Here is an 11,500-nt window from a genome sequence, read left to right on the forward strand (position 1 = left end):
GGAGCGTACCGAGGCGAACGTCTCCGCCGCCGAACAGGCCGCGCAAATGGTCTTGGCAAAGCGCCAAGCAGGAGAGCGCAATGAATACCTTTGAAATGAACGACCAGCAGGTTGCCGGGCTCGCTGCTGCGATCTGCGCCACCGCCGAGGCCATGGGTCAGGAAATGAACCCAGGCACTGCGGCGATCATGGCCGAAGACCTTTGTGCTTACCCGGTACCGGTCGTGAAAGCCGCGCTGAAGGCCTGCCGCTTTGAAGTGAAGGGCAAGTTGGCAATGGCTGACATTCTTCAGCGCGTGCAGATCGCCGACGGCCGCCCGGGCAAGGACGAGGCCTGGGCGATCGCGATGACCACCAACGATGAATTCGAAACCGTGGTGCTGACCGACGAGATCCAGCTCGCACTCGCAGCGGCGAAACCTGTCCTCGACGCCGGCGACAAGGTCGGCGCGCGCATGGCGTTCAACAGTGCTTACGAGCGGCTGGTGGGGCAGGCGCGGGAGGACAGCAAGGAAGTGAACTGGCATGTGTCGGTCGGATTCGACGCCAACCGCCGCACACAGGCGATCACCAAAGCCTTGCAGATGCAGCGAATCCCTCAGGAGCGCGCTCAGCAGTACTTGTCCGACTTGAGTGTCGTGCCGGTCACTGAAGACGGTCGGGCCGTCGTTGCGCTGCTCACCGGTGAGGTTGCACGGCCTTCACCAAAGCTGCGCGAGAGGCTCGCCGCGGTGAAGGATTCGATGCTCGCCATGCGCCAAGCATCAGCCGAGGAAAAAACAGAAATGCGAATTCAGGCAGCCAATGAGCTGGCGGATCGCCGGGCGCTGCTCATTCAGCAGGCCGAACAATTGGAAGCAAGGAGTGCGGCTCAATGAGTATCGATAAACAAAAACTCCAGAAGCTGCTGTGGGCAGAAGCCGCGTCGTACCGTGCCGACTGTGCAGACTGGAAGCGCAACACCGAGGCGCTGCAGGAATTCCTCGGGGAGAAGACCGTAGAGGAGGTGGCGCTGGAGCTGCTGGGCGAGAACGTGGCGCTGATCGGGCCTCATGACTGGCTGGCACAAGATCTGATCAAGGAGCTGGTCGATAACGCACAGTCTTTTCAGGAAAACTCCGGCGAAGAGGGAGAGAACCAATTCGTAACTGTGCTGCTGGCAGCCGCAGGGCACATACGCCGTCAAGAAATGAATACCGGAAAGCTCAAATCAGAGATCGAGGCTCTGCGCAAAGCGCTCTCCATCATCCGTGATCAATCAAGCGATCTTGGCGCCTGTGAATGCGCCGCCGATGCGCTGGCCAGCTCCCTGAAGGAGTCTCGCGATGACTGACCGAATCAGCGTCAACTGCCAGGCCAAGCTCTCCGAAGCCATCACCAAGCTAAGCACCATGTACCGCGACAAGAAGTTCGTCGTCGTATCGCTGCGCCCGGGTAAGGACCGCACGCTCGACCAAAACCGGCTGTGGTTCGCGATGTACAAACGCATCGCAGAGATGACCCAGATCGGCGACGAGGCCGACGCCCGCCGGTACTGCAAGTTGCACGTCGGCGTGCAGATCCTGCTGAACGAGGATGCCGGGTTTCAGGCGGAGTGGTACCGCGTCATGCGTCACCTCCCGTACGAGACGAAGCTGGCCATGATGGGCGGCTGCAAACTCTTCGGCCCGGACGGCTTCCCGGTGACCAGCCTGTTCAACCGCGCACAGGGCGTGGCGTACACCGATCGCATTGTCGCGCGCTTCGCACCGCAGGGCGTTTACTTCGATGATCTGCTGAGCCAGGAGGCCGCATGATGATTGAGCGGAAGCAGCCCAAACCGAAGAAATGCCGAGTCGCTACTTGCAGGGCCTCATTCGTCCCGTCGCGGATGGGGCAGGCGGTTTGCAGTCCGGCCTGCGCGGCGATTGATGCACCGCGCCACATGGAGAAAGCCCGCAAGGCCATCGCTCAGCGCGACCGCCGCGAGATCCAGGTGCGCAAGGAGAAGCTGAAGAGCAGGGCGGAACACCTGCGAGAAGCACAGGCCGCCGTGAACGAATACGTCCGCCTGCGTGACGCGCACCTGCCTTGCATCAGCTGCGACTCGATGCCGAACGACAACGACCTCATGACCGGCAGCCGCTGGGACGCCGGCCACTACCGATCTGTCGGTGCGTGTCCCGAGCTTCGCTTCGAGCCGCTGAACATTCACCGCCAGTGCGTGAAGTGCAACCGCAACCTGTCCGGCAACGCTGTCGAGTACCGCATCCGGTTGGTGCAGCGCATCGGCGCCGAAACCGTGGCATGGCTTGAAGGGCCTCATGAGCCCCGCAAGTACACCGTCGAAGAAATCAAAACCATCAAAACCGAATACCGGGCAAAGACCCGCGAACTGAAGAGGGCTGCAGCATGATCTATCCAAGTGTTCTGAACGCAGTTGTCTCGGCCCTCGCGGCTGAGGCGATCGACAACACCAGCAAGCAGGCGTGGCAGAAGCTGTACAACTCTGCCGATGAGGAGGAGGGCGGCGATCTGGCGACACTGGTTCGCTCTCGCGGTGCTGACACTATCGACCGCACCCAAGTGGATTGCTGGGTGTCTGCCCGCCTCCACAGCGCGCTTGAGCAAAAGCACTGGGATGCGCTGGTGGCGAAGTACAGCACCCACAAGGGCCGCAAGGTGCAAGCCATTGCTGCACTGCAAACCCAGATCAACACGCCGGCGCCGAAGCTGTTCCTGTTCAAGGCGAGCACCGCATGGGCTATCCCGCAGCTGAAGGGCGCGCGGCCGAAGGTGGCGACGTCCGTGTCAGTCGAGATCCCAATCGATGCGCCAGAGTGGCGTCGCGAGGCAGTGGTGAAGGCTGCGCTGGCTGCCGGTCAGGCGAAGGTGAAGCGTGACAGCTCCCGATCCGCCGACATGATCGTGCTCAAGGACAGCTTTTACGACATGAACACTTGGGACAACGACGGCACGCCGGAGTCAACACGCCGCCGGTGGCGTCAGGATATCGGCAAGGCTGCTGATGACCTGGTAAACGAGGCGCTGGCACACGCCGCCGACATTCTCGGAGGCGAAGGTTTGCTGATTGAACAAGCTGCGTGATTGCCTGTTGACATCAGTGAGCGAATGAGCGAAATTAATCCCATCCTGTCATTCCTGCGTGTATCGAGGAGTGACAAACGAAACCCGGCCATCGCGCGCCGGGTTTTTTTATGGAATCTCAACAAACGTGACGTCGGTATACCCGGCATCTTGGCAAAGAGACTTCCACGTCTGCGGTGTTTCATCCTCCGCCTGATCATTTGAATGAGAGAGGTAGAAGCGTGAAGCCACGAGACGCCACTCTTCGTAATCGTAAAAATTCTCAGTTTGTACGCTGAACGTGTTTCTCTCGCCGTTCTTGGTGTAGCTGATTTCAAAGGTTCGTAACTTCGGCATTCTTCCCTCGCTGGTGTTGCCATTTGAATGGCTGAAATCCAAATCTAGTACAAGAGCTCGCCTCAAGGCGGGCTTTTTTTTTGCCCCAATTTACCTGTAGCCAGGACAGCCCTCGGGAAGGCCTGGACGTCGATAGCCGGATAGTGCGACGCACGGACCAACGCCGGCAGCCCGCGCACGCTGACCTCACAATGCTTTCAGGGTGGCGCGAGACAGGAACAGCGAGATCGATGCAAAGGGGCGTCGACGCTGGGAGAGTCTTAGGCCGACAGCTCGGAAAGACGAGCGCACCTATTCAGGGCCTCTGCATTCGCAGGGGCTTTTTTATACCCGACAGAAACAAAAAAGCCCCGACAGATTCGGGGCTTTTCGTTCTAGCGCGGGAAAAAGAGAGGGCGACCCCAGAGGGTGCGGTAACACCCAAGGGAGACGCCAGATCGCAGAACCAGCCTGCAAGCCAGCCAAGGCCCTCACTGCTCGCGCGAGCGGGGCGGAGCCTAGCAGAAAACGACAAGGCTTTGCAGATGCTTAAAGATTGCAGATGTGGAAAGTGCAACAGACTTCTCGCCCGCGTGGGTGAGTTTACCGAGCTCCAGATCAAATGTTCTCGATGCGGGACGTTGAATCACGAGAAGGCCACGAGCCTCGAGCGATCGCCTTTGAGCGACATGAAAGCGGAATCCTCCGCGAACATTCATTCGACTCAATAGGTACTCATATGGCTATTCCAGCACGCATTCCGTTCGCACAGAACGGTACCTCTACTTTGCTGCCGAAACATGAGATGACTTGGAATCAGTATTTGGATTCGCCCAACAAGCGCTTCCGATTGATTCTCCAGGCTGACTCGAACCTGGTCCTCTACGATGGTCAGACTGCAGTTTGGTCTGCGCAAGACGGACAGCCCTACATCACGTACGGTAACAAGGTCTACGAAAATACCCCGACCTCCTTCTATATTCTGTACTACGCAATCTTGAAAGATCGCGAGCACGTTCGCACTTGGTCGACCTTCAATAGTACTCCGCCGAATCGCGATGAAACTGCTGCTTCCGAGCGCACTTATCTGCGCGTGCAAAATGACGGCAATATCGTCATTACAGACTCCATCTCGATCTGGAGCAGTAATCCGGCGATTCCTCAGTCACCTGGCGCCGAAGACTCGATCATCATTGCTCCTGGCACTACTCTGGAGCGCGACAAAAAGTATGTGTCCGGTGGCACGACTTTCATCTTCCAAACCGATGGGAATCTAGTGATCTCTAATGGTCCGCTGGGTGTGTTGTGGGCCAGTTGGACTCAGAACAAGGGTGCCGAAAGGGCGGTTATGCAAACCGATGGCAACCTGGTTATTTACGGAGCAAATTACTCAGTGCTTTGGCACAGTGGTACTGGCGGTAATCCAGGGGCAATTCTGCGCGTTCAAGCGAATGGTAACTTGTCCATCGTGCAAGAAAAGCCGGTCTGGGCACGCTTCGGCTACACCCCTACGCTGGTACCGAAAAATGTGTTCTACCCAGATCACACGACTGGGCCACTGCCGACCTTCAAGGATTTCATCTGGACGTTCTGATGTTGGCACGACGCCGGAACTAAAGGGCGTCGAGAGATCCTTCATTTGCTAAACCGCGCGGGTTCGCCCGCGCATCTATTCGAGGCTTCTGCAATCGCGGGAGCTTTTTCATTTTCGGCTCCCCACACCCATAGCCCCGAGCTGGGAGTGCAGCGGACGCCGGATTTATCAATCTCCCCAAGGGGGAGGCAACCCGGATGCCAAACATGCCTGACAAGCCAGACACATGGGCCAAGCTCTGGCTGGCGTTGAGCAATCCGCTAATGGCGGGCGTCATCATGGCCATCACCGTTTGCTTGCTTCGCGTCATCTACGACGGAAAAGAAACCAGCGTACGCCGGATCATTTTCGAGGCGCTCATTTGCGGATCGCTGAGTCTGGTCGCGTCCAGCGTTATCGAGTGGATGGCCTGGCCTTCAAGCCTATCGATCGCCGCCGGAGGGACTATTGGGTTCCTCGGCGTGACCGCCATCCGCGAACTGGTGACCCGATTCCTCGGTCGCAAGGCGGATGCCGCATGAAGACCTTCGCTGCAGCAATCATCATCGCCCTGGTCGGCCTGCTCCTCATTGGGATTCAGCAATCGCGCGTCGTCGCCCTTCGCGGGGAGGTGGCATTCGAGGCCAGCGAGAAGAAGAAGGCGGTCGACGCCAACCTCGAAAGCCAGGCCACGATCACCACACTGCGCGCCGAAGCCCAGCGCAATGCCGATTACCAGAAAGACCTGAGCAAGCGGTTACAGGCCAGCCAAGCCAAAGCCAGAAAGGCGGAGAAGAACTTTGAAGAACTCAAACGCAACAGCAAGCCTGTTCGTGATTGGGCTGCTCAGCCTCTGCCTGACGGCCTGCGCGGGAAAGCCGCCACTGGTAACAAAGACAGCGGCAGTAAGAGTCGAGCCCCCTGAGCTGGTGCCCTGTGAGCGGGTAGCTGACGAAGACCTCGCCGACAACGGCCAGCTGTGGGAGCTGAAGAACCAAGCCATCAACCTGCTCGACACCTGCGCAGATCAGGTAGACGCGCAAATCAAGCGCAGTCAGAGCAAGTAGGTCGCGACACGTTTCGCGAGAGTGCAAATTGTGTCGCGACACTGCTCAAGAGACATTATCGCGCTTGTATTGGCCATGAAGCTGCTTGAGCGCACCCTGATATTCGGAAGCTGTGAGCTTGGACTTAAGCCTGACCATGACGTCCTGAGCGGTTGAGCTTACCGTCTCGGTGTTCCTCCCGGTTCGCTCCGCCCATTCTGATGCGGCCTTCAACACAGCTGTTTCATCAATGCGATGGCTCACTTATGGATTTCCCTGGTTGAGTGCAACTGATCTTAGTTGAGTGGGCGGATGGAGATGAAATGAATCGACCAATGCCGCCTGAATCACTACTCAACCTGTCTGAGCTGTCCAGCTTCGGTATTCGCCTGATCCCTGCGCCCCAAGTGTGGGAGTGGCTGCAAAGGGAGATCCTCGCTGACACCGGCAGCATCCACAACGAAGACCACGCACATCTGATCGATGCGGACATTCGAGTGATGTGGGCGTCTGCCGCCTTCACGAAGAAAGGGCGCACGGTAGTCGGTCAAGCCGAGCAGGTAGCGTTCCGCGCCGGTGGCTGGCAGAAGGCCCGAATGGAACAACAGATGCTGGATTGGTTCGGCGACGTGCCGGCTTACATCATCACCCTGGCCGCCGACTACTGCGCGGACTGTTCCGACGCTGACTTCTGCGCACTGGTCGAGCATGAGCTGTACCACATCGCCCAAGCGACCGATCAGTACGGCGCACCCAAGTTCACCCAGGAAGGATTGCCCAAGCTTGAGATGCGCGGACACGACGTTGAAGAGTTCGTCGGTGTAGTGCGTCGCTATGGGGCAAGCCCTCAAGTTCAAGAACTGGTGGACGCTGCAAACAATCCTGCCGAGGTGGGGAAATTGAACATTTCGAGGGCCTGCGGAACCTGTCTGCTTAAGCTGGCCTGAATGTGAGACAGGCATGAGACGGAATCCAATCTATGGCAGCCCTGAAAAACGATGTGAAAGCCTTCATCGTTCAGGCTTTGGCGTGTTTCGACACTCCCACGCTCGTCTCACAAAACGTTAAGCAAGAATTCGACATCGATGTGACCCGCCAGCAGGTGGAGCAGCACGATCCAACAAAGCGCGCCGGCGCCAATCTGGCAGCCAAGTGGCGCACCCTGTTCGAAGATACTCGCAAGCGTTTCCGCGAAGAGACGGCAGAGATCCCGATCGCCAACCGAGCGTATCGACTTCGCACTCTGGGACGCATGGCCGAGAAGGCCGAGAACATGAAGAACATGGCGCTGACCGCCCAGTTGCTGGAGCAGGCAGCCAAAGAAGTGGGCGACGTTTACGTGAATCGTCGCCTCGAACCTGAAAAACCTCTGGGCTCCCAAGCGGACCAGCAGCACGCGGTTGCTGAGTACACCCTGGAGCCTGATGAGAATGTCCCCGCTACCCCGTACCTATGACCCACCGGTAAAGCTGACGCCTAAACAGGCGAACATTTATTGCTGGGGCTTCCAGCCTCAGGCGCGCTTCCGCGATGCGGTGTGTGGTCGCCGGTTCGGCAAGACGTTCTTGGGTAAGGCTGAGATGCGACGAGCTGCTCGCCTGGCTGCTGAGTGGGGCGTGAGCGTCGAGGACGAGATCTGGTACGGCGCGCCGACGTTCAAGCAGGCCAAGCGCGTGTTCTGGCGTCGGCTGAAGCAGGCAATCCCTGAAGCCTGGCGTGCACATCGCCCGAATGAGACAGAATGCTCGATCACGCTCAAGTCTGGCCACGTCATGCGCGTGGTAGGGCTCGACAACTACGACAATCTGCGCGGCTCCGGTCTGTTCTTCGTCCTGGTGGATGAATGGGCGGACTGCCCATGGGAAGCATGGGAAGAGGTTTTGCGCCCGATGCTTTCGACCTGCCAATACTCGATACCTGGCATCGGCATGCGGAAAGGTGGTCACGCGTTACGCATCGGGACGCCCAAAGGGTTCAATCACTGCTACGACACGTTTCAGGATGGCCGGCCGGGGCATGAGCCTGACCACAAAAGCTGGCTTTACACCTCGCTCGATGGCGGCAACGTGCCGGCTGAAGAGCTGGATGCGGCCCGTCGCAAGATGGATCCTCGCACCTTCCGACAGGAATACGAGGCCAGCTTTGAGAATTACGCAGGTGTTGTCTACTACACGTTCAATCGTGAGGCGAACCGCACCAGCGAAACCATCAAGCGCGGTGAGGCCTTGCACATCGGCATGGACTTCAACGTCATGAAGATGGCGGCAGTCGTGCACGTCATTCGCGATGACCTGCCACTGGCCCTCAGCGAGTTTTCAGATGTGCGGGACACGCCTGAGATGATCGAGAAGATCAAGCTCCGCTTTCCAGACCACAGCATTGCGATCTACCCGGACGCCAGCGGCCAGAACACCAGCAGTAAGAGCGCGAGCGAATCTGACCTGTCACTGCTCAAAAAAGCGGGATTTACCGTAGTGGTGGATTCGACCAACCCCGCTGTGAAGGATCGGGTCAACGCCATGTGCGCGATGTTCGCCAATACCTACGGCGAGCATCGATATCTGGTCAACGTCGACCAGTGTCCGAAATACACGCAGTGCCTGGAGCGCCAGATTTACACCGACAAGGGCGAGCCCGATAAGAAGGCCGGCTACGACCACCTGGTGGATGCCCCTGGCTACTTCATTGCCAAGCGGTACCCGATCAAAACACGCACAGGCGGAACACGCCGAATTGGAGGCTTGGCCTGATGCCAGTGCAATCGACAAACCCCGACTACGACGCGCACATCGCCGAGTGGGAAATGATGGACGATGCCCTCGAGGGTGAGTGCGCCGTCAAGCGTAACGAGCGCAACCTGCCCAAGCCGAGTGGCATGGTCGAAGCTGAGAAGCTCGACAGTGCGGGCAACAAGTACCTCTACGAGAACTACACAAACCGCGCTCAGTACGAGCATTGGGTGCGCGACTCGCTGCGATCGATGATGGGGCTGGTTTCCCGGCTTATTCCGGAGATTGAGCTGCCCGCCGGCCTGAAGGGGATCGAGGACAATGCCACTTCTGACGGCTTCGGCCTGAAGCAACTGTTTTTCCGCATGGTGCGGCAGGCTATCTCCCATGGTCGTGTTCCGCTGGTGGTAAACATCGATGATCGCGGCGAGCCGTACTTCTCAACGTACGCCACGCGCAACGCGATCAACTGGGACACGGCTGATCAAGGCGGCCGCCAAGACCTGGTCCTTTCGGTTTTCCGGGAGTTCCGCAAGAAGGGCAGCGACCGCTACAGCCATGACTGCGACACGGTGTTCCGTGAGTTCTTCATGCAAGGCGAGACCTGTTACACCGCTGTGCGGAACGAAGGTGGCGAGATCGTCGAGGAGGAGAAGCCCCTAGGCACCACTGGCACCGACAACCGACTGGTCAAAGGCCTGTCATACCTGCCGGTGATCTACTGCGGCTCGACCGACAACTCGCCGGAAGTGGATGAGGTGCCGTTGCTCACGATGGCGCGTGCGGCGCTGAAGTCCTACCAGTTGAGCGCTGACTATTTCACTGCGCTACACCAGACCAGTCACCCGCAACCATGGGTGTCTGGCCTCGACGATTCTGTGGAGCTGAGCGTGACCGGGCCATCTGCTGCATGGGATTTGGGCCCGAATGGCGAATGCGGTTATCTAGAGTTCCAAGGTGCTGGCATTGAAGCGGTCCGCAAGGCCATGGATGACCAGAAGAACGCCGCGCTTGAGGCCGGCGCCAAGGTCATGGATGTCGGCGGTACCGAGTCGGGCGAGGCGCGCAAAACACGTCAGAACGACCAGCACGCCACGTTGCACAGCATTGTCGTCACGGTGGCAGAGGCAGTGGAGCAGGCGCTGCGCTACGCCGCTGAGTGGAAGGGCTACGACCCCAAGCAGGTCAAGTTCAAGGTGAGCCCTGAGTTTGTGACCCCTGTGGTCGATGCACAGGTGCTGGCTGAGCTGCTCAAGGGCGTGATGGCTGGCACGATCAGCGCCGACACATACTGGCAGTACCTCACCACCGCCAAACTGCCGGATCGCCCATACGAAGACGAAGCCGACCTGATCAGCGATGAGCGCGAGTCGGCCGGCATCAACTTGGACAATGACGATGCCAACGACAAACCTGGCGCAGGCAGACAGCCAACTGCTGGAGCAGACGACGCGCCACTCGGTAATGCTGGAGCGGCTTAAAGCCGGCGAGGTCAAGAAGTTCGAGAAGTACCTGCGCCAGATCGACACGCTCGTGCGGGTGCAGCTCACCCGCAAGGAGCTGACCACCTACAGCCGGGACCGCCTTGAGCAGTTCCTGGCTCGTGTGGACGGTAAGCTGCTGGAGATCTACAAGGCCTACGGCGACCTGGTGCAGGCCGATCTGGTCGATATCGCGCTGTACGAGTCGACCTTTGAGGCCAACAGCCTGAGCAATGCGCTGTCCATCGATGCAGTGGTGCCGAGCAATACCGTGATCCGCGCGGCGGTGTTTTCCTATCCACTGCAGGTGAAAGGCATCGACGGCGGCAAGCTGCTGAAGAGTTTCGTCAGCGGCTGGACACGGACCGAGACGATGCGCGTCACGAATACCATCCGGCTCGGCTTCGGCCAAGGCCAGACGAACGCCCAGATCATTCAGGCGATTCGCGGTACCGCGGCGCAAAACTTCACGGACGGCATCCTCGCGGTGAGCAATCGCAACGCCGCCTCTGTGGTTCAGACGGCAATCCAGCACGTGGCCACGACGGCGCGAATGGAGACGCTGAAGGCGAACAGCGACGTGGTTCTGGGCTACCGCTGGGTGTCGACGCTCGACCGCAAGACCTCGCAGCAGTGCAAGGGCTTGGATGGCATGCGCTTCGACCTGGGCAAAGGGCCGCTGCCGCCGGCGCACATTAACTGCCGGTCAACCACCGTGCCGACAACGAGGCTTTCGGAGCTGTTCGCCAAGGACGCCACGCGCGCTTCGGTGGGAGACAATGGCGGTGCGCAGGTTGATGCGAGCCTGAACTATTACGAGTGGCTGGCAACTCAGCCGGCGAGCTTTCAAGATCACGCGTTGGGCCCTGTGCGAGCCAGGTTGTTCCGCGATGGCGGCGTGACTCCGGAGAAGTTTGCAAAGCTGCAGCTAGATAAGTCGTTCAAGCCGCTGACACTGGCACAACTGAAAGCAGCTGAGCCGGACATGTTCATCCGTGCAGGCGTTACACTCGGCGCCTCACCGGGTTGAGAAAGCCGATGCATATCATTGTTGAAGACGGAAAGGGCAGATCGGACGCAAATAGCTTCGTGCCGCTGGAGAAGCTGACCTTCTACCGCGACTACTACGGGTTCCGGATACCTGAAGCAGAGGACGAGCAGGTCGAACTGCTGCTGCGCGCCGCGGCCGACATCAACGGTCGACAGTGGAAGGGTCGAAAGGCCAATCCTGATCAGGCAATGGCTTGGCCCCGGCGTGACTGCAAGATT

At 59.0% G+C, this 11,500-nt stretch carries 18 protein-coding genes; 16 read left to right on the forward strand and 2 right to left on the reverse strand.

What is annotated here, in order from left to right:
• The first annotated feature begins 80 nt into the window (after positions 1-80).
• The 5 genes from OQK_RS20275 to OQK_RS20295 are packed head-to-tail and all read left to right on the forward strand — an operon-like array spanning position 81 to position 3,087.
• Positions 81-878 carry a hypothetical protein gene (locus tag OQK_RS20275; protein ID WP_016773988.1) on the forward strand — a complete coding sequence of 266 codons (798 nt, stop codon included), beginning with the start codon at positions 81-83 and terminating at the stop codon, positions 876-878.
• Positions 875-1,333 (forward strand): hypothetical protein, encoded by a 459-nt coding sequence (locus OQK_RS29720; RefSeq protein ID WP_016773989.1) that lies wholly within the window; start codon positions 875-877, stop codon positions 1,331-1,333. Before OQK_RS20275 ends, OQK_RS29720 begins: the two co-directional genes overlap by 4 nt.
• Positions 1,326-1,796: a hypothetical protein gene (locus OQK_RS20285; RefSeq protein WP_016773990.1), complete on the forward strand. Its 471-nt coding sequence runs from the start codon at positions 1,326-1,328 to the stop codon at positions 1,794-1,796. The genes OQK_RS29720 and OQK_RS20285 overlap by 8 nt, the downstream gene beginning before the upstream one ends.
• The gene (locus tag OQK_RS20290; RefSeq protein ID WP_038861469.1) at positions 1,793-2,395 is read left to right on the forward strand and encodes a recombination protein NinG; all 603 of its coding nucleotides are present in this window, start codon (positions 1,793-1,795) and stop codon (positions 2,393-2,395) included. The genes OQK_RS20285 and OQK_RS20290 overlap by 4 nt, the downstream gene beginning before the upstream one ends.
• Positions 2,392-3,087 (forward strand): hypothetical protein, encoded by a 696-nt coding sequence (locus tag OQK_RS20295; RefSeq protein ID WP_016773992.1) that lies wholly within the window; start codon positions 2,392-2,394, stop codon positions 3,085-3,087. The genes OQK_RS20290 and OQK_RS20295 overlap by 4 nt, the downstream gene beginning before the upstream one ends.
• Before the next feature lie 108 nt (positions 3,088-3,195).
• Here the strand turns inward: OQK_RS20295 and OQK_RS20300 are convergent, their stop codons facing one another.
• Positions 3,196-3,423 (reverse strand): hypothetical protein, encoded by a 228-nt coding sequence (locus OQK_RS20300; protein ID WP_016773993.1) that lies wholly within the window; start codon positions 3,421-3,423, stop codon positions 3,196-3,198.
• Positions 3,424-3,947: 524 nt separating this feature from the next.
• On the opposite strand from OQK_RS20300, the gene OQK_RS20305 reads away from it, so the two are divergent.
• The 5 genes from OQK_RS20305 to OQK_RS31515 all read left to right on the forward strand — a co-directional run bounded on the left by OQK_RS20305 (position 3,948) and on the right by OQK_RS31515 (position 6,042).
• Positions 3,948-4,133: a Com family DNA-binding transcriptional regulator gene (locus tag OQK_RS20305; protein ID WP_038861995.1), complete on the forward strand. Its 186-nt coding sequence runs from the start codon at positions 3,948-3,950 to the stop codon at positions 4,131-4,133.
• Positions 4,134-4,141: 8 nt separating this feature from the next.
• Complete coding sequence (locus OQK_RS20310) at positions 4,142-4,996, forward strand: putidacin L1 family lectin-like bacteriocin (protein WP_038861471.1); 855 nt, start codon at positions 4,142-4,144, stop codon at positions 4,994-4,996.
• A 197-nt stretch (positions 4,997-5,193) separates the two neighbouring features.
• Positions 5,194-5,517, forward strand: coding sequence for a phage holin, lambda family (locus OQK_RS20315; protein WP_038861473.1), 324 nt, complete (start codon positions 5,194-5,196; stop codon positions 5,515-5,517).
• On the forward strand, positions 5,514-5,900 hold the full coding sequence (locus OQK_RS20320) for a hypothetical protein (RefSeq protein WP_016773997.1): 387 nt from the start codon (positions 5,514-5,516) through the stop codon (positions 5,898-5,900). Before OQK_RS20315 ends, OQK_RS20320 begins: the two co-directional genes overlap by 4 nt.
• Positions 5,860-6,042 carry a hypothetical protein gene (locus OQK_RS31515; protein ID WP_047297581.1) on the forward strand — a complete coding sequence of 61 codons (183 nt, stop codon included), beginning with the start codon at positions 5,860-5,862 and terminating at the stop codon, positions 6,040-6,042. Before OQK_RS20320 ends, OQK_RS31515 begins: the two co-directional genes overlap by 41 nt.
• Positions 6,043-6,087: 45 nt before the next feature.
• On the opposite strand, the gene OQK_RS20330 is transcribed toward OQK_RS31515, so the two are convergent.
• Positions 6,088-6,285: a hypothetical protein gene (locus OQK_RS20330; RefSeq protein ID WP_016773999.1), complete on the reverse strand. Its 198-nt coding sequence runs from the start codon at positions 6,283-6,285 to the stop codon at positions 6,088-6,090.
• A gap of 59 nt (positions 6,286-6,344) precedes the next feature.
• On the opposite strand from OQK_RS20330, the gene OQK_RS20335 reads away from it, so the two are divergent.
• From OQK_RS20335 to OQK_RS30535, 6 genes are all read left to right on the forward strand, one after another.
• Positions 6,345-6,968 (forward strand): putative metallopeptidase, encoded by a 624-nt coding sequence (locus OQK_RS20335; protein ID WP_038861475.1) that lies wholly within the window; start codon positions 6,345-6,347, stop codon positions 6,966-6,968.
• 32 nt (positions 6,969-7,000) lie between these two features.
• Entirely contained in the window at positions 7,001-7,477 is a 477-nt protein-coding gene (locus tag OQK_RS20340; protein ID WP_016774001.1) for a DUF2280 domain-containing protein, read from the forward strand.
• Positions 7,452-8,771: a phage terminase large subunit family protein gene (locus tag OQK_RS20345; protein ID WP_038861476.1), complete on the forward strand. Its 1,320-nt coding sequence runs from the start codon at positions 7,452-7,454 to the stop codon at positions 8,769-8,771. Before OQK_RS20340 ends, OQK_RS20345 begins: the two co-directional genes overlap by 26 nt.
• Positions 8,771-10,231 carry a DUF4055 domain-containing protein gene (locus OQK_RS20350; RefSeq protein WP_016774003.1) on the forward strand — a complete coding sequence of 487 codons (1,461 nt, stop codon included), beginning with the start codon at positions 8,771-8,773 and terminating at the stop codon, positions 10,229-10,231. Before OQK_RS20345 ends, OQK_RS20350 begins: the two co-directional genes overlap by 1 nt.
• Positions 10,149-11,261: a minor capsid protein gene (locus OQK_RS20355; protein WP_038861477.1), complete on the forward strand. Its 1,113-nt coding sequence runs from the start codon at positions 10,149-10,151 to the stop codon at positions 11,259-11,261. Before OQK_RS20350 ends, OQK_RS20355 begins: the two co-directional genes overlap by 83 nt.
• An 8-nt stretch (positions 11,262-11,269) precedes the next feature.
• Positions 11,270-11,500: DnaT-like ssDNA-binding protein (locus OQK_RS30535; RefSeq protein ID WP_016774005.1), on the forward strand; the 231-nt coding region annotated here is incomplete at its 3' end.

The organism is Pseudomonas sp. R62, assembly GCF_000257605.1.
Lineage (GTDB): Bacteria > Pseudomonadota > Gammaproteobacteria > Pseudomonadales > Pseudomonadaceae > Aquipseudomonas > Aquipseudomonas atacamensis.